Source organism: Woeseia oceani, from assembly GCF_001677435.1.
GTDB lineage: Bacteria > Pseudomonadota > Gammaproteobacteria > Steroidobacterales > Woeseiaceae > Woeseia > Woeseia oceani.
Window position 1 is genome coordinate 3,081,759 of record NZ_CP016268.1, and the last position, 20,651, is coordinate 3,102,409.

A 20,651-nucleotide genomic window follows, 5' to 3' on the forward strand; every position below is an offset into this window, starting at 1 on the left:
GGAATGTCCGTGGTTCAACGCAGGAGAACGCAATTTTTTTGGATTGATTGGAGGGAACAGTGATGAGGAAGACCAACAGCGACCGTAATTTCGGTTACGGCAAACAGATGGCCTGGGCCGGCAAGCAGGCACTGCGCGCCAACTTCGGCGACGGGCGCTACAACACCGTCGGGAGTCATGCCGAGCGATTTCGACACTTTGCAACCTGGTGCAAAGAGCAGAAGCAGATCCGTGATGCCGCAGAGATCACCCGCGAGGATGTCGAGGCGTTTTGCCGGTCCCTGGCCGAGCAGGTGGACGCGGAGGACATCAAAGTGTCCTACGCGATCAACCTGATCTCGAGCGTCAATGTCACGCTCAATGCAATGCGCGGCGACGACAAGCTGCGAGTGAAGCCTTCTTCGGAAGTTGGGTCAAGAAACCGCACCCGGCGCGATCCGCCGGCGGGTCTGCGCCAACACGACGTGCGCCAGTGTGCCGATCGACTGCGTGAGCAAGGTCAGGCTCGCATTGCAGCGACCATCGAAGTCGCCCGCGCCTTTGGCCTCAGACGCCGGGAGGCCTCGATGCTGAATGCCCGCGCCGCCTTGGGTCAGGCGCACAAACGCGGCGCGATCAATATCACCGCCGGCACCAAAGGCGGGCGCGGCCATCGGGTGGATCGCTGGGTCCCGGTAACACCTTACACAATGAATGTGCTACGGCGAGCTGCCGATGCCCAAGGCAAGGCACGCAACCTCATCGAGCCCGAGCTGTCGCTCAAGCAGTGGTTCAGCCGGTTGCGCCACGCCTGGTCCTCGGTCCGGAACGACTGCGGCCTGAAGAAGATTCACGACCTGCGCGCAGCCTATGCCTGTGCGCGCTATCGAGAGCTGACGGGCCACGCTGCGCCTGTCGTTGCGGGCCGGCGGATCGCGGATCGACATGCCGACAATCAGGCGCGCCAGACAATCACCGTGGAACTGGGTCATGGTCGGGTCGATGTCGTCGCGTCGTACATCGGGGGTTCGAAATGAGGCGGCCGGCGAATCACCGCATTGCGGGTCGGCAAGCCAGGTCGCTGTTGGCCAAGCGTTTACCTGGCTCCCGTCGGAGCACCGTGCGCCAGCACCTGGCCCGGTCACAGCGCATTGCCGAGCTCATCTGGCGGCGCTGGCATGTGGGGCCGGGTCAGTGGCGACTGAAACATTTGCGCTGGTACCTGCTCACGCGTACCGCCCATCTGGGTAGCGGTACGCGATACCGCCACTGGCTGACCGTGCGCCTGTTGATCGTGGCGTTGGACAAGGACAGCTGGATCGAGCGCCTCGACGGGCCCTGGGTCCGACCGAGCGGTGAGCGCGGTGAACTGAAGCCCGGCCGGCCGCCGAACCTGCCCAGTCCGCCCTCGGATTGGGACTCGGGGCCATGACGTGCAAGGACCCAACAACGAACTCGCCGCCAACGCCCGGATTGTTGCCGCGGCTGATCCGCTTACGCGATGCGCCGTTCTACCTCGGCATGGACCGCAACCGCTTCAACGCCGAGGTGCGCCGGCAGATGACAACCATCCCCATCGGTCGACAGGGCGTTGCCTTCGACCGCCTTGAACTGGACGCCTGGGTGGAGGACTATGTGTTCCGCAACGGGCGTCCCGCGGCAGACAGGAGAAAGCCATGGGACGTAGAAAAACGCCAGGACTCGTCAATCGCGGCGGGGTCTGGCACATCGACAAGAGTGTCCGAGGTCAACGCCTTTGCGAAAGCACTGGCGAGTGCAACCTCGAAAAAGCGGAGGAATACTTAGCCAGGAGAATCGAAGAGACACGCAAGGCGCTGATCTACGGGGAGCGACCGAAACACACTTTTCGAAAAGCGGCAAGCAAGTACCTGAACGAGAACCAGCACAAGAAACGAATTGCCGACGAGGCGCTGCACTTGAAGCAGCTCGATCCTTTCATCGGTGATCTGGAGCTTCGAGCGATTCACATCGGGACACTGCAGCCGTTCATCGAAATGCGGCAGAAGGCGGGCATCAAGTCCAAGTCCATTAACCTGGCACTGGGAGTGGTGCGGCACATTCTAAACGTTGCGTCTTCCGAATGGCTGGATGCCACGGGCCTGACCTGGCACGAGCATCCGCCGAAGATCAAGCTGCTCAAGGTGACCGATGCGCGTAGGCCCTATCCCCTTTCCTGCGATGAGCAGACGCGGCTTTTCCGAAAGCTTCCCGGACATCTCGCCAGGATGGCGTTGTTCAAGGTCAATACCGGTTGTCGCGAGCAAGAAGTCTGCAGTCTTCGCTGGGAATGGGAGATCGAAGTACCGGAACTCGATACGTCGGTGTTCCTGATCCCGGAGGAAAAGGTGAAGAACGGTGAGGAACGCCTGGTCGTTCTCAACCGGGTCGCACGATCCGTCGTTGAGAGCGTACGCGGCGAGCACGACACCTATGTCTTTACCTACTGCGGCCGGCGCCTGAAACGGATGAACAACTCGGCGTGGCGACGAGCCAGGAATAAGGCCGGGTTACCGCAGGTTCGGGTCCATGACATGAAGCATACGCTAGGTCGGAGACTCAGGGCTGCGGGCGTGTCGTTCGAGGACAGGCAAGACTTGTTAGGCCACAAATCGGGACGGATCACGAGCCACTACTCTGCGGCTGAATTGGGCAACCTCATCGAGGCGGCCAACAAGGTTGCAGGACAGGGGTCACGCAATAGTCCCGCACTGGTGGTGCTAAAGAAAAAAGCAGCTAGCGCCTGAGGCGCTAACTGCTTGATTTTTCTCACGAAAATTGGCGCGCCCGGAAGGATTCGAACCTCCGACCGCCTGGTTCGTAGCCAGGTACTCTATCCAGCTGAGCTACGGGCGCGTTGTTTGCTTGTTGCAGCCCCAAGGACTGCTGCGGGACGGCGATTATAGGGACATGAGTCCCGAATTACTACGATTTGCCGCCGCAAAATCTGGCGGAGAGAGAGGGATTCGAACCCTCGAAGGGCTTTTAACCCTTACTCCCTTAGCAGGGGAGCGCTTTCGACCACTCAGCCATCTCTCCGAATTAGATTTTTTGTGTCGTACTGGCGCCCCGGACCTGACCAACAGCCAGGATTCGGGATATGCCCACCAGCAGCGGACCCGCATCTTACTGACCCGGGTACGAGAGGTAAAGGTACTCGCGAGCTAATTGTCCGTTGACGGCGTGGAATCCCCGGTATCAGCGTCGCCACTCTCTATATTGCTCTGCTCGTTCTTGATTCGCTCGAATATTTCTTCCCGGTGTACAGCCACGTCCCGTGGGGCATTAATGCCGATGCGGACCTGATTCCCTTTGACGCCCAAGACGGTGATCGTGACATCGCTCCCGATCATGACCGTCTCGCCGGCGCGCCGCGTTAGTATCAGCATGACTTCCTACTCCTGCCCGATGGGCTCCTGCCCTTTATTATTATCTGCGCTTAAACGCTTGAATTACCGAATAATAGACGAATTCCCTCCGCCGTGTGCAAGCATCACGCCGGCGCACCCGGCTCACAGCGTTGCCACGCGGCGCTGAACTACCCCAGTTGCCCGGCGACCCAAGCCGCCACGCCAGCCAGCGCGGCATCCAGTTCGTCAGCATTGCTGCCGCCTGCCTGGGCGAAATCCGGCCGACCGCCACCGCGTCCGCCAATCATCTCGGCGACCGGCTTGATCACGTCCCCGGCCTTGAGCCGGTCAAGATTGTTCTTGGTGACACCGGCGGCCAATCGGACTTTGCCGTCGTCCACAGAGCCGAGCACGACCACCGCACTTTGCAACTTGTCTTTGAAGCGATCGACCGCTTCGCGCAGCGTTTTCGCATCGGCGCCGTCCATCCGCTTCGCCAATACCTTGATACCCGCAATCTCGGTGACGCTGTCATCCGCACTGGCCGCGCCACCGGATAACAATTGCTGCTTCGCCTCAGCCAGCTGCTTCTCGAGTTCCCGGTTACGGCGCACCAGCTGTTCGACCTTGACCGCCGCCTGCTCGCGGGTGCTCTTCACCAGACCCGCCACTTCATCAAGTGAGTGCTGGTTGCGATCAATCCATTCCAGCGCGCCCTGACCAGTCACCGCTTCAATTCGTCGCACTCCGGAAGCTACACCGCCCTCAGAGGTTATCTTGAACACGCCTATATCGCCGGAGCGCGCGACATGTGTACCGCCGCAGAGCTCCACCGAAAAATCGCCAAGCCGGAGCACACGTACAACGTCATCGTACTTTTCCCCGAACAACGCCATTGCACCGGAGGCTACCGCTTCGTCGTAGCCCATCAAATTTACTTCGGCTGCCGTATTCTGGCGAATTTCTTCATTGACCATGGCCTCGATGCGTTCGAGCTGCTCTTTGGTCACCGGCTCATAGTGCGAGAAATCGAACCGCAGCCGATCCGGCGCGACCAGCGAACCCTTCTGGGTAACATGCTCGCCCAGAATTTTGCGTAGCGCCGCATGCATCAGGTGAGTTGCCGAATGGTTTAATACAATTGCGCGACGACGTTGCTCGTCGACATCCGCGTGCAACTCGTCGCCCACATTGATCGAGCCGCTGGCTACTGTGCCAACGTGCAGGTTGGCTTTGCCACTTTTCCGCGTATCGTTTACGACAAAGCTGGCGGCAGCGTTACCCAATGTCCCGGTATCGCCTACCTGACCACCGGACTCCGCATAAAACGGCGTGTTGTCGAGCACGACGATACCCGCCTGCCCTTCCTTGAGCATCTCAACCGGCTGTGAATCAAGGAACAACGCAATGACCTTGCCATTGTCAGCCAGGCCGTCGTAACCACTGAATGCACTTTCCACTTCGGTTCGCACGTTGCCGCTGTCGCCTGCGGCAAACTTGCTTGCTGCGCGGGCGCGGTCTCGCTGCGCGTCCATCTCCGACTCGAAACCCTCGGTATCAACCGTCAGATCGCGTTCGCGCGCGATATCCGCAGTAAGGTCGACCGGAAAACCATAGGTATCGTAGAGCTTGAATACCACGTCGCCAGGAATTTCCTTTCCTTGCAGATCCGCAATGGCGTTCTCAAGTATCTCCATGCCCTGATCGAGCGTCTCAGCAAAACGCTCTTCTTCTTTTCTCAGCACTTTCTCGACGTGCGCCTGCGCTTTAGCCAGCTCAGGATAGGCTTCGCCCATCTCGGCAATCAGCGGCTGCGCCAGCTTCCAGAAGAACGTTCCCTCGGCACCCAGTTTCTTGCCATGCCGAACAGCGCGACGAATGATCCTGCGCAAAACGTAACCGCGCCCTTCATTACCCGGCAGCACGCCGTCAACGATCAGGAAAGCACAAGCGCGAATGTGATCGGCAATGACATTCAGCGAGCTGGATCCGTTGTTTTGCACACCAACGATTTTCGCTGCGGCGTTGATCAGGTTGGCGAACAAATCGATCTGGTAGTTACTGTGCACGCCCTGCATGACAGCGGCGATTCGTTCGAGACCCATACCGGTATCTACGGATGGCTTCGGTAACGGCGTCAGCGTGCCGTCAGCGGCGCGCTCGAATTGCATGAAGACGAGGTTCCAGATTTCGACATAGCGATCACCGTCTTCGTCAGGTGAACCAGGCGGCCCGCCCGGCACGTCCGCACCGTGATCGTAGAAGATCTCGCTGCACGGACCGCACGGCCCGGTATCACCCATGGCCCAGAAATTATCTTTCGCACCCAGACGGGAAAACCGGTTCTTGTCGACCCCCATTTTCTTCAGCCAGATATCGGCGGCTTCATCATCGTCTTCGTAAACCGTTACCCACAACTTTTCGGGCGTCAGGCCCATGGTCTCCGTCAGAAACTCCCATGCGTACTGAATGGCCTGTTCTTTGAAATAGTCGCCGAAACTGAAGTTGCCGAGCATTTCAAAAAACGTGTGGTGGCGCGCGGTGTAGCCGACGTTCTCGAGGTCGTTGTGCTTGCCACCGGCACGCACGCAGCGCTGCGAGGTTACTGCCCGCTGGTAGTTGCGCTGCTCTTCGCCAAGAAATACATCCTTGAACTGCACCATGCCGGCATTGGTGAACAGCAATGTCGGGTCGTTGCCGGGCACGAGCGGTGAACTCGCTACCACCTCGTGATCGCGGGCACGGAAAAATTCCAGGAATGCCTGGCGCAGTTCTTTACTGGTCATCTTGGTCATCGGTTGAGTATGAGGCTGAAGGCCGGCAATGCAAGAGGGCTTCAGATCGAGCAAGGGCGCGATTATTCCATAAAAACAGGGCTTTGATACAGCTGAGAGCATTGCCGGCACGGCCAACGGAGCCCACGGCTCGGCGTTGGCAACACCGTTTGCGGAACAGAACCGGCCGGCCGGGGCAACGCTATCGTCAAGATTGATTCAGGGTGCTACTACCAGCCAATCATTGCTCATCGTCGCGGCCGACCGCCGCTTGCACCTGCTCGGGCTCGAAGCCGCGGTATTGCAGGAAACGTATTTGCCGCGCTTTTTCGGCAAAGTCGGTGGGCAGTCCGGGACCAAATCTCTTGCGCCGCACTTGCCTGGCCAGTGCCGCCCAGTCCAGGTCAGCCATTTCAAGCACGGTACTAATGGTGCCGCTGTCGATACCTCGCTGGCTCAGTTCAAGCTGAATTCGCAGTGGGCCTTTGCCTTTGCTGATGCGCGATTGCATGAAGCTCTCGGCGAAGCGATGGTCATCCTGCAGATTGTCTGCCGTGAGCTGGTCTACTGCGCGCTCGGTCGCCTCGCGAGTGAAGCCTGCGCCAGACAGCTTTTTCTTGAGTTCAGTCTGGCCGTATTCGCGACGCGCGAGATAGTCCATCGCCTTCTTGCGGGCTTCCTGCGGACTCGCAAAGCGCTCCTGATCCGCATCGGCCTGCAGCTCGCGAATCTCGTCATTCAGTGAGGGTTTATCCGGCATCACATCAAAAAAGGGCAGCTACCACCGGTAACCGCCCTCGCGATCTTACCCGCAGCCCTTAGGCTTCTTTAGCAACCGGCTTGCCATCGTCCGCTGCTTTTTCCGCTTCTTTCGGATCAACCTTCGGCGGCATCATAGCTGCGCGGATTTTCGTCTCGATCTCCGCCGCGATCTCCGGGTTGGTTTTGAGGTACTCGCGGACATTTTCCTTACCCTGACCGATGCGGTCTGAACCGTAGCTGTACCAGGAACCGGCTTTGTCGATGATGTTCTGCGCGACGCCGTGGTCAATGATCTCACCCTCGCGGGAAATACCTTCACCGTAGAGAATCTCGAACTCAGCCTGCTTGAACGGCGGCGAAACCTTGTTCTTCACCACTTTAACCCGCGTCTGGTTGCCAATGACCTCGTCGCCTTTCTTGATCGCGCCGATACGGCGAATGTCGAGGCGTACGGAGGCATAGAACTTCAGCGCATTACCGCCGGTAGTTGTTTCCGGGCTGCCGAACATGACGCCAATCTTCATACGGATCTGGTTAATAAAGATCACCATCGCATTGGAGCGCTTGATGTTGCCGGTCAGCTTTCTGAGCGCCTGCGACATCAGCCGCGCTTGCAGACCCATGTGCGAATCGCCCATCTCGCCTTCGATTTCGGCTTTGGGAGTCAATGCGGCCACGGAGTCGACAACGATTACGTCAATGGCCCCGGAACGCACCAGCATGTCGGTGATTTCCAGCGCCTGCTCGCCGGTGTCCGGCTGCGAGACCAGCAAGTCGTCAACGTTCACGCCCAGTTTTTCCGCATAACTCGGATCCAGCGCGTGTTCAGCATCGACGAACGCCGCTGTGCCGCCCATTTTCTGCGCCTCGGCGATCACCTGCAGTGTCAGGGTGGTTTTACCGGATGATTCAGGGCCGTAGATTTCGATTACCCGGCCTTTCGGCAAACCGCCGATGCCCAGCGCGGTATCGAGACCGATGGAGCCGCTGGAAATGGCCTCAATGTCACGTGACGGCCCACCGTCACCGAGACGCATTACCGAGCCTTTACCAAACTGCTTTTCAATCTGGCCGAGGGCCGCTGCGAGTGCCTTTTTGCGATTGTCATCCATAGTATCGATTGCCATGCCGCTGTGAGTGAGGCCGGTAATTATTTCATAGATTGAGATCGCTCACAGCCGCCCGGCGGATGCAAAATCGGGCAATGTGTCAGGAAAGACGTCGAACTCATTGAATAGCCGGGTAGTACCGCACGCCCTGCGCTGTCGCGACCGACTCCATCAATTCGAAACCTGACCACTCCAGCATGACAGGCTGCGCAAGCGGCTCCGACGGGAACGAACGCGCATGCCGGGCGATCGTGATGTGCGGCCGGTAGGTCGACTCCTGACGGCCGAGCCCCGCCGCTTCTGCAAGGGTATCCAACGTCTGCACAAGCCGGCTTAGTGCCGGTGGCACCGACGACGCGAGCAGGCAGGCAATCTTTGGTCGCGGCCAGAACTCAAGGCGGTCAAACCGCAGCCGGAAAGGCTCAGGCTGTATCGCATCCATTGCCCGCCGGATGGATGGAATGGCGGCCTCCGGAACCGCGCCGAGAAACCGCAGCGTGACATGCCAGTTGCCGCGGAACACGAGCTGCCCCTCCACGGTACCGCTCGCGGTCTTGATCGGTTCTCGCAACTGCTCCCGCTGCCGCTCATTGGGCCACAGCGCGAAGAACAGGCGCTTTTCAGGCATATTGCCGCAGCCGTTCCAGTACGCCCTGCAGCGCGGCAGCAACGCTCTGTAGCCGGACCTGCCAGCGATCGCCGTCGAACCGGCGGCATTCGGCGAACACATCGCAGCCCGACTTGCCGCGGCGCGCCCAGGCAAACCAGACCATGCCCACCGGCTTTTCCGGGCTGCCGCCATCGGGTCCGGCAACGCCGCTCACGGCAACGCTGATGTCGGCACCACTCAGCTGCAAGACCCCTTCGGCCATTTCCTTGACCACCGCCTCGCTGACCGCACCGTGCTCCGCGAGCGTGGCATTGATGACACCCAGCACTGACTCTTTGGCGCCGTTTGAATAGCTGACGATCCCGTAGGCAAAAACCCGTGAACTGCCGGGAATATCAGTGAGTGCTTTCGCGACCCAGCCTCCCGTACAGGACTCCGCCGTGGCGACACTCTTGCCGGCCGCCGCCAGTTCGTTGACCAGTGCTTCCGCCAGATTTTTAAGGTCCGTTTCAGTCATCCAGAATTGATCGGTACAGGTCGATGTGGCTTGCCACCATCGTCTCTATCGAAAACTCCTTGTGCATCCGCGCGCGGCCGTTCTGGCCAAGTTGCCGCCTCCGTTCGCTGTCGTCAAGCAATGCGGCGATTCCTGCCGCCAGTGCAGCGACGTCACCCGGCGGCAGCAACAACCCGGTCTCATCGTGCACGACGGCTTCGCGCAAGCCGCCAGCCGCAAATGCCACGACCGGCACACCGGCGGCGGCAGCTTTGAGTGCCGCAACACCGAGGCCTTCCGCCAACGCGGGGTGCACGAGCAGGTCGGCGCAGGAGAGGTAATCATCGAGGTCTTCACGAAAACCGGCGAACTGTACGGCGTGATCCAGCCCGGCGTCAGCCGCCAGGGAGCGCAGTTCGGCTTCGAGCGGCCCCCTCCCGAACAGGATCAGTCGCAGCCGCGGATAGCGCGGTAATAATTCACCCATCGCCTCCAGCAGAAAACGATGGCCTTTGCGTTCGATAAACTGCGCTACGCAGAACAGCACGGGATCGCCCGCCTGCAGAGCAAACGCCTGGCGAAACGCGACCCTGTCTGGCGGCTCGTCGAAGTCGTTCGCAGCCACAGCACTGCGAATGACTGTCAACCGGCTGTGCTGCACGCCCGTTGCGCGCAACACCTCGGCGATGGTTTCAGAAATGGCAACAATCTTCCGGTAGGGCCGATACCGAAGGCGGGCCAGCCAGCCGGGCTCCCGGTTGTCAACACGGCGCGAAAGCACTGCCGGGATGCCGTTTGCCCGCGCCGCGCGGCCGCCGAAAAAATCCGCACCACGGCGGCTGTGGCAATGCACAAGGTCCGGCTGTTGATCGCGAAGCACGGCACGCAGGCGGCTAACGAACCCAAAATCAAGATCACCACGGCAGCACAGATTAACGACTTCAATGCCGGCATCGTCGGCGGCTTCCGCCAACGCCGAATCACTGGCACAGACGAGAACATTGTGGATACCGCTTTGGTTGAGGCCGTCGATCAGCCACAACACCTGCTGCCCGCCACCGTACAGATGGCGCCCGGTTTCGACATGCACGATTTTCATAGCCAGAGGCGGCGTTGCGGCTGGTTCATCGGCTCGAGGCTAACATAGCCGCCAATCCCCGCCCATGCACGGATTGCGCACTAACCGCAACCGGGATTGCACAGTGGCTTTTACAGCGCAACTCATCGGTCTGTCAGAGGACGGAAATAGACTGCGAATCGGTCAGCGCTTGCTCACCAATCATCACCCGGTCACGACCGGCGCGTTTGCCCGCGTACAAGCGCTCATCCGCGACCCGCAACAAATCGTCCGGCGTCTGCGCATCATGCGGGTACGACGCAATACCGGCTGTGAACGTAATACTCTCAACAGGCATCGGCAGATCGAGTTCACTGCAATGCTCACGAAAGCGTCTGCGCAACCGCTCGGCAGCATGCAATGCACCCATGGTTGTCGAATCCGGCATGATGACGACAAACTCTTCGCCGCCGTAGCGGCAGGGAATATCAGCCGTGCGGAACACCTCCTGCATACTGCTGGCCATCGTCTGGATAACAATGTCTCCAACCTGATGTCCGTGGTTGTCATTGATCTCTTTGAAGTGATCGAGGTCGATCAGCATGACATTGATGTGATGCCCGAGGCGCAGGGCACGGGCAAACTCCAGCGGCAGGTTCTCATCGAAAAAACCGCGGTTAAAAAGCCCGGTCAGCGGATCACGCGCAAACTTGTCTTTCAGCTGTTCGTAGCGTTGCCGGTAGGTCAGAATATGGAATATATCGCGCAGGCGCTGATCGCCCTTGGCTGCCGTCCGGCTCGGTGCCGGAACAAGGTACAGGTAGGCCGTCATTATTGCCGCGCAAAGAAGACTCGCCACCAGCTTGCCGATCAACGCCGACCGCAAAATATTCAGGTACGCGTCATCTCCGTAAAAGACCGCCGTAACAAAAAGAACGGTATCCAGAACGACCACACTGCATAAAGCCAGGGCGATGCGGAAAAACAGCAGTCGCGGAAACAAACGAAAGAAAAATTCGTAGGCAATGATGATGAGTATGACTTCAAGGCTCAATAACGCAGTGCCACTGATCAATGGCCACAAATCAGCCATCAGGTACTCGCTGGAGAAGTCCTTGCTCAGGGTCGCACCGGGGCTATCGAGGTGCATGCTGACAAGCCAGACAAATAACGCCAGCGTCAGGTTGGCCGCAACAATGCCAACGATCAGCATTTGCGTTTTCGCCGCATCATCGCGTATGTAAACCAGCAACGTTACCATCAATGTTGCCGTGAACAGGACGCTGGATCCGGGGCTGATAAAGATGGTCGGCGCCACCTGCACATACAGCGTCGCAGCGAGGCCAGCCTGCATTTGCTGATACGCCCCGATTGTCATGCACAACGGTGCTATGCCGAAACGACTGCGCAACCGGAAAAACAACAGCAGCAGTCCTGCCACGACCAATACTTCGAGCAATAACAGTCCGGCCTGGTAGAGATGGTCAGCGTTCATACCCCGCAATCATAGCCAAAACCGCAACCGGTTACGCTGTTCAAGGTCTGACATTGCAACGGAAAATCGACAAAAGACAGCTGCGCACGACAAATCCGTGCACGGGCGGCGCAACCCATCGACTTGCCACGCGGCAGCCGCTAGCATGTTCGCCCTTTAGCCGGTCCCCGGCGACGAATTCGGCTGCATCCATGAGTGCCAAAACCAGTCAAGCCCATACGCCGATGATGCAACAGTACCTCGGCATCAAACGTGACTACCCCAACATGTTGGTGTTTTACCGCATGGGTGACTTCTACGAGCTGTTTTTTGACGATGCGAAGCGTGCCGCACAGCTGCTCGACATCACCTTGACCGCCCGCGGCAAGTCCGGCGGCAACCCGATCCCGATGGCGGGCGTGCCTTATCACGCCGCGGAAGGGTATCTCGCCAAACTGGTACGCAAGGGTGAGTCCGTTGCCATCTGCGAACAGATCGGTGACCCGGCGCTGGCCAAGGGACCCGTCGAGCGCAAAGTCGTGCGCGTGGTGACACCTGGCACATTGACGGATGAGGCACTGCTCACGGCGCACCGCGACAACCTGGTGGCTGCGGTGTACGAAGATCCGGCCGCGAGCAAGGCACGGAAGAACGCCGCAACAATCGGGCTGGCATGGCTGGATCTGTCCGGTGGCCGGTTTCGCCTGACCGAACTTGCAGACCGCAGTGCCTTGTCCGCCGAACTGGAACGCCTGCGCCCGGCAGAACTGGTCACCAGCGAAGACACATCGCTCAGCGGTGTATTGCGTGACAGCCTGCGTGTCAGCACCCGGCCCACCTGGCATTTCGACGTCGACAGCGCGAACCGCTTGCTCTGTGATCAATTCGGCACCAAGGACCTCAGCGGTTTCGACGCCACGGATACACCGCTCGGTGTCGCCGCTGCCGGTGCCTTGCTGCAATACGTCAGCGACATGCAGAAAACTGCGCTGCCCCACCTGACTTCACTGACTGTCGAACGCAGCGGCGACGCCCTGATCATGGACGGCGCAACGCGACGCAATCTCGAACTCGAACAATCGCTCACCGGGCATCACGAACACACACTTGCCGGCGTTATGGATCATTGCCAGAGCGCGATGGGCAGTCGCTTGCTGCGACGCTGGATTCAGCGGCCGCTGTGCAATGCGTCGATATTGCGTTCCCGCTACCACGCCATTGGCACGTTAATAGAACGCGGCGCCATTGAAGTACTGAACGAACAACTCGACGGTATCGGTGACGTCGAACGTATTTTGTCGCGTGTCGCTTTGCGTTCCGCGCGGCCCCGCGATTTGTCACAACTCAGTGCCACGCTGGTGCGCTTGCCCGCCCTGCGGCAGGCACTTGAACCGCTGAACTCGCCATTGCTGCAATCACTGCGGGAGCAAATCGGTGAACACGGGCAACAACGACAATTGCTCGAACGCGCATTGATAGACAACCCACCGATGCTGATTCGGGACGGTGGTGTCATCGCCGATGGCTACGACGCCGAACTGGACGACCTGCGCAATATTGCGACCAACGCCGATCAATACCTGATCGACCTCGAAACCCGTGAACGCGAACGCACGGGTATCAGCACACTGAAGCTTGGCTACAACCGCGTGCACGGCTACTTCATCGAGATATCCAAAGGTCAGGCAACCAGAGCGCCGGATGACTACACGCGCCGGCAAACCCTGAAAGGCGCGGAACGCTACATCACGCCGGAACTGAAAGAGTTTGAAGACAAAGTACTGAGTGCGCGCGAACGCGCCCTGAATCGTGAGAAGATTCTCTACGAAACACTGCTGGATGAACTGATCGCAGTGCTCGGTACATTACAGGAGACAGCGCACGCGCTTGCCGAACTGGACGTACTGTGCTGTTTCGCAGAGCGTGCACTGACACTGAATCTGACACCGCCTGAAATCGCCAGCGAGCCGTGCATCGAGATACGCGGCGGACGGCACCTTGTTGTCGAACAGGTCATTGATATCCCGTTCGTTGCCAACGATCTGACGTTCTCCGAACGAACCCGCCTGCAGGTCATTACCGGGCCCAACATGGGCGGTAAGTCGACCTACATGCGACAAACCGCGCTGATCGCAATACTCGCGCACGTCGGCAGCTACGTGCCGGCAGATGCATTGCGCATAGGTCCGCTGGACCGGATTTATACTCGCATAGGCGCATCCGACGATCTTGCTGGCGGGCGCTCTACCTTTATGGTGGAGATGACCGAGACTGCCACGATCCTCAACAATGCTACCGAACGCAGTCTGGTACTGATGGACGAGATTGGTCGCGGCACCAGTACTTTCGATGGCCTGTCACTGGCGTGGGCCGCCGCGCATTTCATGGGTGAAAAAGTCCGCGCGTTCACGATGTTTGCGACGCACTATTTTGAACTGACGGCACTGGCGGCTGAAATTCCCGGCTGCGTGAACGTGCACCTCGATGCCACCGAACACAAAGGGCAGCTGGTATTCCTGCACACGGTAAAAAACGGACCGGCGAATCAGAGTTACGGCCTGCAGGTCGCATCACTTGCCGGCGTACCGGGCACAGTGATCAAACGTGCTCGTGGCTACCTCACGGCACTTGAAGCGCAACAGCTGCGCGCGAACGACAGCCCGCAGCCGCAGCTACCGCTCGCAATGTCGTCCGCGGCTGACGACGCCGACGAATTGCGCGAGGCCCTGTCTGACATCGACCCTGACAGCCTTTCACCCAGAGAGGCATTGGACGTACTGTATCGGCTGAAAACACTCGCTGATAACGACTGATAACGGACAACGACCACCCTTTCCGCCACGGCAGACACTTGCACAGACGACTACGACGGATACAGATCACGTCGCAATTCATCCAGCGCCGCGGTATTGGTCCAGGACCAGACCGCGTTGACAGCCTCAGCGACCGGCATCCAGCAATAAGCGGAGTGCTCCTCGTAATCGAGGCAGATCTCGAGCGGCTGGTCGACACAGAAATGCCATTCGTATTCCATGTTATGGGTGACGCCCGGCGCGTAGCGGTGGCGCCAGCGTGGGTCGATCTCGAATTCGCGCTGGCGACCGGTGTAGACAAGACGCTCATCCGCCACGATGCCGGTTTCTTCGGCAAGCTCCCGAGCCGCCGCAGCGGCGTGCGATTCGCCGCGTTCGAGACTACCGGTCACCGACTGCCAGAATGACCATGGCTTGCAACGCCGCAAGAGCAGCGCATCGCCTGTGTATGCGTACACGACGATTAACACGGATTCAGGGCGACGGTATTGCTCAGCCGTGTTCATTTGGTGGGCGACTTGCGTGTGGCGCCGCAATTTTCTGAGCATCGTAAACGTAACCGGCCGACAGTAACTGAGAGGCTTGCCAGCGTAGCAAACCAATCATGTCAGGCCGGTTAAACCACACCGATCTATTGTTCGACGTGGGTCTTGCGCAGTCGAATGCCGGTCTCTTTCAATTGCTCGGCCGATACTTCGCCCGGAGCATTGGTCAGCGGACAGTGCGCTGACTGGGTTTTCGGGAACGCAATCACGTCCCGAATACTGTCCGCACCGGCCATCAGCATGACCAGACGGTCGAGGCCGAAGGCAATGCCGCCATGCGGCGGACAGCCGTACGACAATGCGCGCAGCAAGAAGCCGAATTTCTCTTCTGCTTCGTCCTCACTGATCGACAGCAACTCGAAAACAGCCGCCTGCATCTGCTGGTCATGAATACGTATGGAACCGCCGCCCACTTCCGAACCGTTCAGCACCATGTCATACGCACGCGACAGAACCTTGCCCGGGTTTGCCTTGAGTTCTTCCGGGTCCGAGGTCGACGGCGCCGTGAACGGGTGGTGCAACGATGTCCAGCGACCGGACGTCTTGTCCTTCTCGAACATGGGGAAGTCGACAACCCAAAGCGGGGCCCAGCCCTCTTTGACCATGCCGCGATCCGTGCCGACTTTGACCCGCAGCGCGCCCAGTGCATCGTTCACAACGTTGGCTTTATCGGCACCGAAGAAGATCAGGTCACCGTCTTTGGCGGCCGTCCGTTGCATGATGCCCTCGACCGCATCGTCCGGCAGGAATTTCAAAATCGGCGACTGCAGTCCGTCGCGACCTTTCGCCACGTCATTAACCTTGATGTACGCCAGACCTTTCGCGCCGTAGCGACCGACGTATGCCGTGTAATCATCGATCTCCTTGCGACTCAGTGCGGCACCACCCGGCACGCACAATGCCGCTACGCGACCGTCTTCGTCTTTGGCAGGGCCGGCAAACACCTTGAATTCAACCGACCCCATCAAATCGGACACTTCGATCAATTCCAGATCGATACGCAAATCCGGTTTATCAGAACCGAAACGCTGCATGGCTTCCGAATACGGCATGCGCGGGAACGGCGCAGGCAATTCGATATCCATCGCCTTGCGGAACAGTTCGCGCACCAGCTCTTCCATGATGCCGGTAACGGCCGCCTCGTCCACGAAGCTCAGCTCGATATCGAGCTGGGTAAATTCCGGCTGACGGTCGGCGCGCAGGTCTTCGTCGCGGAAGCAACGCACGATCTGGTAGTAACGATCCAGCCCCGACATCATCAGCAGCTGCTTGAAGATCTGCGGTGATTGCGGCAAGGCGAAAAACTTGCCCGGATGCGTGCGGCTCGGAACGATGTAGTCGCGTGCGCCTTCCGGCGTAGCACGGGTCAGCATCGGCGTTTCGACGTCGATAAAGCCGTTGTCATCCAGGAAGTTACGCATGGCGCGGGTCACCTTGTGACGCAGCCGCAGGTTGTTCAGCATCGGCTCGCGTCGCAGGTCAAGATAGCGGTGCTTGAGACGCAGCTCTTCGTTCACCTGCTCGTCATGGTGGAACGGCGGGGTCGCCGAGTCATTCAGAATGGTCAACTCGCGCGACAGCAGTTCAATCTTGCCCGTCGGCATGTTCGGGTTCACGGTGCCATCCGGCCGCGCACGCACGAGGCCTTTGACCTCCAGCACGAATTCACCGCGGATGCGCTCGGCCTCGGCGAACATTTCCGCCGTATCCGGATCGAAAACGACCTGCAGCAGGCCCTCGCGATCGCGCAGATCAACGAAAATTACGCCACCGTGGTCCCGGCGGCGGTGTACCCAGCCGGCTACCGTGACTTCCTGTCCGATCAGCGATTCGTCTACCTGTCCGCAATAATGGCTACGCATGGTTAATTCCGGGAAATCGCGCGTCAAGCGCGTAAAAAAGAGGCGGAATGGTACGGCCTGCCGCCCTACTCTGCAAGGCAGGCCGCGACGGGAAACAGTCGGAAATCAGTCTTTTGCGGCCGGCTGGTGCGCCGTTTTCGCCGGCATGTTCAAGGGCAGCTCGCCCGACTTGTCCGCCGGCCAGGTCGGTACGACGACGCCCAGCGAGATGATCAGTTTCAACGCCTCGTCCACCTGCATGTCCAGTTCAACCACGTCGTCTTTGGGCACTATGATAATGAATCCGGAGGTCGGATTCGGCGTAGTCGGCACAAAGCAGGAAATCACCTCCTTGCCGGTACGCGCTTCAATTTCGCCGAGCTGGGTGCCCGTCTGGAACGCCAGGCTGTAGATGCCTTTGCGCGGGTACTCGAGCATCAGCACTTTTTTGAACGATTGATTCGAGTCGGACAACACCACCTCGGCGAAGCTCTTCGACGCCATGTAGATGGAGCGCACGATGGGAATACGTTGCAGCACCGACTCCCACAGTCCGACCATGCTGCGGCCAACGATATTCGCCGCCAGCACACCCGTCAGCAGCACCAGGCCCAGCGTCAACAGCAAACCCAGTCCCGGCACCGCAACCGGCAGCCATTCCTCCGGCCGGTAGCTCGGCGGCAACCATTGCAACGTCTTGTCCATCACGCCGACCACGAAACGCAGCAGCAGAAAGGTCACGGCAATGGGCAACCACACCAGAAGACCGGCAACGAAATAACGGCGCAGGTTCTTCATACTGGCGGCGCTCCGTTAGCGGTACGGGTCAGTCGCTTGACGACGCGCTACTCACCTTGGCAGCTGCAGGCTTGCTGTCTGCTTTCGGCACGCTCGTGGTCGAGCTCGCTGCAGAACTGTTGCTGGATGTAGTGGCTGACGAGTCGTTCTCGCTCTTGTGAACGTTGCGTTGCTTGTCTGTCTTGAAATCTGTCTCGTACCAACCACCACCTTTAAGGCGAAAGTTTGGCGCAGATACCAGTTTCTTCAGCGCCGGCTTGCCGCACTCAGGGCACTCAAGCAAAGGCTCATCACTCATTTTTTGCAGCGCATCAAATTCATGCGCACATTTCTGGCAGGCATACTCGTAAATCGGCACGCAATCATCTCCGAACGGGGTAAGGCCAGCGCCGAACTGCGCCAGCGGTTGTGATTATAAAGTCATCAGGCCGCATTCTGGAAATCCAGCATTTGCGCGCCGTCGCCGCTCACGCCGACTTCAATCGTATCGCCGGGTGAAAAGCGGCCCTCGAGGATCTTCTGCGCCAGCGGATTCTCTACCTGCTGCTGTATCGCCCGCTTCAGCGGCCGGGCACCGTAGACCGGATCGAAGCCAGCGTCCGCGAGCCTGTCCAGCGCGGCGTCCGTGAGTGTAATGTGCATATCCCGGTCAGCCAGTCGCTGGTGCAGATAGCCCAACTGGATATCGACGATTTTGCGAATATGCTCACGGGCCAGCGGGTGGAACACCACCACGTCATCCACGCGATTGATGAACTCAGGCCGGAAATGCTGGCCGACTACCTCCATCACCGCACTTTTCATCGTTTCGTAATTGTCGTCGCCGGCCAGCTCCTGGATCATCTGCGAGCCAAGGTTTGAGGTCATGACGATCACGGTGTTGCGGAAGTCGACAGTACGGCCCTGACCATCGGTCAGGCGTCCGTCATCCAGGACCTGCAGCAAGACGTTGAATACGTCGGGATGCGCCTTCTCAACTTCGTCCAGCAAAATCACCGAATACGGGCGGCGACGTACTGCCTCGGTCAGATAGCCGCCTTCTTCGTAGCCAACATAACCCGGCGGTGCACCAATCAAGCGCGCGACTGAGTGCTTTTCCATGAATTCCGACATGTCGATGCGCACCATTGCGTCGTCCGTATCGAACAGGAAATTGGCCAGCGCCTTGGTCAGTTCGGTCTTGCCCACGCCCGTGGGCCCAAGAAACATGAACGAGCCGATAGGTCGCTTCGGATCGGACAGCCCGGCCCTGGAGCGGCGAATTGCGTTTGCAACAGCCGTCACCGCTTCTGCCTGACCAACCACCCGCTGCTGCACGACCGATTCCATCGCCAGCAGTTTTTCCTTTTCGCCTTCCAGCATCTTGGACACGGGAATGCCCGTCCAGCGAGAGACGATTTCCGCAACTTCCTCTTCCGTCACGTTGTTGCGTAACAACGTGGTCTCGCGGTTCTCGGCCTGGGCTGCACTCGCCAGTTGCTTTTCAAGTTCCGGTATCCGCCCGTACTGCAGTTCCGACATGCGCGCGAGATCGCCGGCACGGTGCGCTGTCTCCAGCTCCAGGCGAGCGCGTTCAATTTCTTCCTTGACGTGCGTCGCACCCTGCATGGCGGCTTTCTCGGCCTTCCACACTTCTTCGAGATCCGAGTACTGCTTTTCGAGATCGGCAAGTTGCGCCTCAAGATCATCCAGACGTTTGCGCGAGGCATCGTCCGATTCCTTTTTCAACGCTTCGCGTTCGATCTTGAGCTGAATGACGCGCCGTTCGAGGCGGTCCATTGATTCCGGTTTGGAGTCGATCTCGATACGAATACGTGACGCGGCCTCATCAATGAGATCGATGGCCTTGTCGGGGAGCTGCCGGTCACTGATGTAACGGTGCGACAAGGTTGCCGCCGCTACGATCGCCGGGTCGGTAATCTCAACCCCATGATGCACTTCGTAACGCTCTTTGAGCCCACGCAAGATCGCGATTGTGTCCTCGACATTCGGCTCCTCAACCAACACCTTCTGAAAACGCCGCTCCAATGCCGCGTCTTTCTCAATGTACTTGCGGTACTCATCGAGCGTTGTCGCACCGACGCAATGCAATTCGCCGCGCGCAAGCGCGGGCTTCAGCATATTGCCCGCATCCATGGAGCCTTCCGCCTTGCCTGCACCAACCATTGTGTGCAGCTCGTCGATAAAGAGAATGATCTGGCCTTCCTGTTTGGCCAGGTCACTGAGTACCGCTTTCAAACGCTCTTCAAACTCACCGCGAAACTTGGCACCGGCGATCAGGGAGCCCATGTCCAGCGACAATATGCGTTTGTTGCGCAGGCCTTCAGGAATTTCGTTATTGACAATGCGCTGCGCAAGACCTTCGATGATCGCTGTTTTGCCGACGCCGGGCTCGCCGATCAGTACCGGGTTGTTTTTGGTACGGCGTTGCAGAATCTGGATCGTGCGCCGTATCTCTTCATCGCGCCCGATAATCGGGTCCAGCTTGCCCTGCTCCGCGCGCTCCGTCAGATCAATGGTGTACTTCTCCAGCGCCTGGCGAGTCTCCTCGGCGTTGGGGTCGTTTACCTGTTGACCACCCCGCAATTCGTCGATGGCCTGTTCGACAGCGCCGCGAATAGCGCCTGCCTGCAACAGCAGTTTCGCCAGCGGCGACTTGTCTTCAAGTGCCGCAAGGACGAACAACTCGCTGGAGATGAACTGATCGTTGCGTTTTTGTGCCAGCTTGTCGGTGACATTCAGCAGCTTCGTCAGCTCATTGCCGATGTGCACCTCGCCGCCCGTGCCTTCTACTTTTGGCAGGCGGTCGAGGGTGTCGCCAAGTTGCGAGCGCAGCAAGTTGACGTTGGCACCTGACTTGGTCAGAAGTCCACGCACGGAGCCGCCCTGTTGGTCGAGTAACGCAATCATGACGTGCACCGGTTCGATGAACTGGTGGTCCTGGCCAACGGCCAGCGACTGGGCATCCGACAGCGCCATCTGGAACTTGCTGGTCAATTTGTCCATTCGCATTTGAAATTCCTGG

Annotated in this window: 17 protein-coding genes and 2 tRNA genes; 4 read left to right on the top strand and 15 right to left on the bottom strand. The window is 59.1% G+C overall.

Going from position 1 to position 20,651, the window contains the following annotated elements; translation table 11 throughout:
- Window positions 1–107 precede the first annotated feature (107 nt).
- The 3 genes from BA177_RS13930 (at window position 108) to BA177_RS13940 (ending at window position 2,744) form a co-directional block, all read left to right on the top strand.
- The gene (locus tag BA177_RS13930) at window positions 108–1,016 is read left to right on the top strand and encodes an integrase domain-containing protein (RefSeq protein WP_197493065.1); all 909 of its coding nucleotides are present in this window, start codon (window positions 108–110) and stop codon (window positions 1,014–1,016) included.
- An 83-nt stretch (window positions 1,017–1,099) separates the two neighbouring features.
- A complete protein-coding gene (locus tag BA177_RS13935; RefSeq protein WP_197493067.1) occupies window positions 1,100–1,411 on the top strand; it encodes a hypothetical protein in 312 nt (103 codons plus the stop codon).
- A gap of 244 nt (window positions 1,412–1,655) precedes the next feature.
- On the top strand, window positions 1,656–2,744 hold the full coding sequence (locus BA177_RS13940; protein ID WP_068617188.1) for a tyrosine-type recombinase/integrase: 1,089 nt from the start codon (window positions 1,656–1,658) through the stop codon (window positions 2,742–2,744).
- 32 nt (window positions 2,745–2,776) lie between these two features.
- On the opposite strand, the gene BA177_RS13945 is transcribed toward BA177_RS13940, so the two are convergent.
- The 10 genes from BA177_RS13945 to BA177_RS13990 form a co-directional block, all read right to left on the bottom strand.
- Window positions 2,777–2,853 (bottom strand) — tRNA-Arg (locus BA177_RS13945).
- A gap of 92 nt (window positions 2,854–2,945) precedes the next feature.
- Window positions 2,946–3,036: transfer RNA gene (locus BA177_RS13950), tRNA-Ser, on the bottom strand.
- Between the two features lie 125 nt (window positions 3,037–3,161).
- Window positions 3,162–3,386 (bottom strand): carbon storage regulator CsrA, encoded by a 225-nt coding sequence (gene csrA, locus BA177_RS13955; protein ID WP_068617190.1) that lies wholly within the window; start codon window positions 3,384–3,386, stop codon window positions 3,162–3,164.
- Between the two features lie 149 nt (window positions 3,387–3,535).
- Window positions 3,536–6,133, bottom strand: a complete 2,598-nt coding sequence (alaS, locus tag BA177_RS13960) for an alanine--tRNA ligase (RefSeq protein WP_068619407.1) — start codon at window positions 6,131–6,133, stop codon at window positions 3,536–3,538.
- A 229-nt stretch (window positions 6,134–6,362) separates the two neighbouring features.
- Window positions 6,363–6,881, bottom strand: coding sequence for a regulatory protein RecX (locus tag BA177_RS13965; RefSeq protein WP_082990121.1), 519 nt, complete (start codon window positions 6,879–6,881; stop codon window positions 6,363–6,365).
- 58 nt (window positions 6,882–6,939) lie between these two features.
- A complete protein-coding gene (recA, locus tag BA177_RS13970; RefSeq protein ID WP_068619411.1) occupies window positions 6,940–7,995 on the bottom strand; it encodes a recombinase RecA in 1,056 nt (351 codons plus the stop codon).
- A gap of 115 nt (window positions 7,996–8,110) precedes the next feature.
- Window positions 8,111–8,620, bottom strand: coding sequence for an RNA 2',3'-cyclic phosphodiesterase (gene thpR, locus BA177_RS13975; RefSeq protein WP_068617191.1), 510 nt, complete (start codon window positions 8,618–8,620; stop codon window positions 8,111–8,113).
- A complete protein-coding gene (locus BA177_RS13980; RefSeq protein ID WP_068617192.1) occupies window positions 8,613–9,119 on the bottom strand; it encodes a CinA family protein in 507 nt (168 codons plus the stop codon). Before BA177_RS13980 ends, thpR begins: the two co-directional genes overlap by 8 nt.
- A complete protein-coding gene (locus BA177_RS13985; RefSeq protein ID WP_068617193.1) occupies window positions 9,112–10,197 on the bottom strand; it encodes a glycosyltransferase in 1,086 nt (361 codons plus the stop codon). Before BA177_RS13985 ends, BA177_RS13980 begins: the two co-directional genes overlap by 8 nt.
- Before the next feature lie 133 nt (window positions 10,198–10,330).
- Complete coding sequence (locus tag BA177_RS13990) at window positions 10,331–11,650, bottom strand: diguanylate cyclase (protein ID WP_068617194.1); 1,320 nt, start codon at window positions 11,648–11,650, stop codon at window positions 10,331–10,333.
- Between the two features lie 191 nt (window positions 11,651–11,841).
- On the opposite strand from BA177_RS13990, the gene mutS reads away from it, so the two are divergent.
- Window positions 11,842–14,442: a DNA mismatch repair protein MutS gene (gene mutS, locus BA177_RS13995; protein ID WP_068617196.1), complete on the top strand. Its 2,601-nt coding sequence runs from the start codon at window positions 11,842–11,844 to the stop codon at window positions 14,440–14,442.
- A gap of 50 nt (window positions 14,443–14,492) precedes the next feature.
- On the opposite strand, the gene nudB is transcribed toward mutS, so the two are convergent.
- From nudB to clpB, 5 genes are all read right to left on the bottom strand, one after another.
- Window positions 14,493–14,948 carry a dihydroneopterin triphosphate diphosphatase gene (nudB, locus tag BA177_RS14000; protein WP_068617199.1) on the bottom strand — a complete coding sequence of 152 codons (456 nt, stop codon included), beginning with the start codon at window positions 14,946–14,948 and terminating at the stop codon, window positions 14,493–14,495.
- Between the two features lie 125 nt (window positions 14,949–15,073).
- Complete coding sequence (gene aspS / locus BA177_RS14005; RefSeq protein WP_068617201.1) at window positions 15,074–16,849, bottom strand: aspartate--tRNA ligase; 1,776 nt, start codon at window positions 16,847–16,849, stop codon at window positions 15,074–15,076.
- Window positions 16,850–16,954: 105 nt separating this feature from the next.
- The gene (locus BA177_RS14010; protein WP_068617203.1) at window positions 16,955–17,626 is read right to left on the bottom strand and encodes a DUF502 domain-containing protein; all 672 of its coding nucleotides are present in this window, start codon (window positions 17,624–17,626) and stop codon (window positions 16,955–16,957) included.
- A gap of 28 nt (window positions 17,627–17,654) precedes the next feature.
- Window positions 17,655–17,984: an FmdB family zinc ribbon protein gene (locus BA177_RS18410; protein WP_082990123.1), complete on the bottom strand. Its 330-nt coding sequence runs from the start codon at window positions 17,982–17,984 to the stop codon at window positions 17,655–17,657.
- A 65-nt stretch (window positions 17,985–18,049) separates the two neighbouring features.
- Entirely contained in the window at window positions 18,050–20,638 is a 2,589-nt protein-coding gene (clpB, locus tag BA177_RS14020; protein WP_068617207.1) for an ATP-dependent chaperone ClpB, read from the bottom strand.
- Window positions 20,639–20,651: the final 13 nt, after the last annotated feature.

Excerpts from the sequence above, each read along its gene's own strand:
- csrA (WP_068617190.1), bottom strand. The coding sequence starts at position 3,386 with ATGCTGATACTAACGCGGCGCGCCGGCGAGACGGTCATGATCGGGAGC.
- clpB (WP_068617207.1), bottom strand. The coding sequence starts at position 20,638 with ATGCGAATGGACAAATTGACCAGCAAGTTCCAGATGGCGCTGTCGGAT.
- nudB (WP_068617199.1), bottom strand. The coding sequence starts at position 14,948 with ATGAACACGGCTGAGCAATACCGTCGCCCTGAATCCGTGTTAATCGTC.
- BA177_RS13965 (WP_082990121.1), bottom strand. The coding sequence starts at position 6,881 with ATGCCGGATAAACCCTCACTGAATGACGAGATTCGCGAGCTGCAGGCC.
- thpR (WP_068617191.1), bottom strand. The coding sequence starts at position 8,620 with ATGCCTGAAAAGCGCCTGTTCTTCGCGCTGTGGCCCAATGAGCGGCAG.
- aspS (WP_068617201.1), bottom strand. The coding sequence starts at position 16,849 with ATGCGTAGCCATTATTGCGGACAGGTAGACGAATCGCTGATCGGACAG.
- BA177_RS14010 (WP_068617203.1), bottom strand. The coding sequence starts at position 17,626 with ATGAAGAACCTGCGCCGTTATTTCGTTGCCGGTCTTCTGGTGTGGTTG.
- recA (WP_068619411.1), bottom strand. The coding sequence starts at position 7,995 with ATGGATGACAATCGCAAAAAGGCACTCGCAGCGGCCCTCGGCCAGATT.
- BA177_RS13985 (WP_068617193.1), bottom strand. The coding sequence starts at position 10,197 with ATGAAAATCGTGCATGTCGAAACCGGGCGCCATCTGTACGGTGGCGGG.
- BA177_RS13980 (WP_068617192.1), bottom strand. The coding sequence starts at position 9,119 with ATGACTGAAACGGACCTTAAAAATCTGGCGGAAGCACTGGTCAACGAA.
- BA177_RS13930 (WP_197493065.1), top strand. The coding sequence starts at position 108 with ATGGCCTGGGCCGGCAAGCAGGCACTGCGCGCCAACTTCGGCGACGGG.
- alaS (WP_068619407.1), bottom strand. The coding sequence starts at position 6,133 with ATGACCAGTAAAGAACTGCGCCAGGCATTCCTGGAATTTTTCCGTGCC.
- BA177_RS13990 (WP_068617194.1), bottom strand. The coding sequence starts at position 11,650 with ATGAACGCTGACCATCTCTACCAGGCCGGACTGTTATTGCTCGAAGTA.
- BA177_RS13940 (WP_068617188.1), top strand. The coding sequence starts at position 1,656 with ATGGGACGTAGAAAAACGCCAGGACTCGTCAATCGCGGCGGGGTCTGG.
- mutS (WP_068617196.1), top strand. The coding sequence starts at position 11,842 with ATGAGTGCCAAAACCAGTCAAGCCCATACGCCGATGATGCAACAGTAC.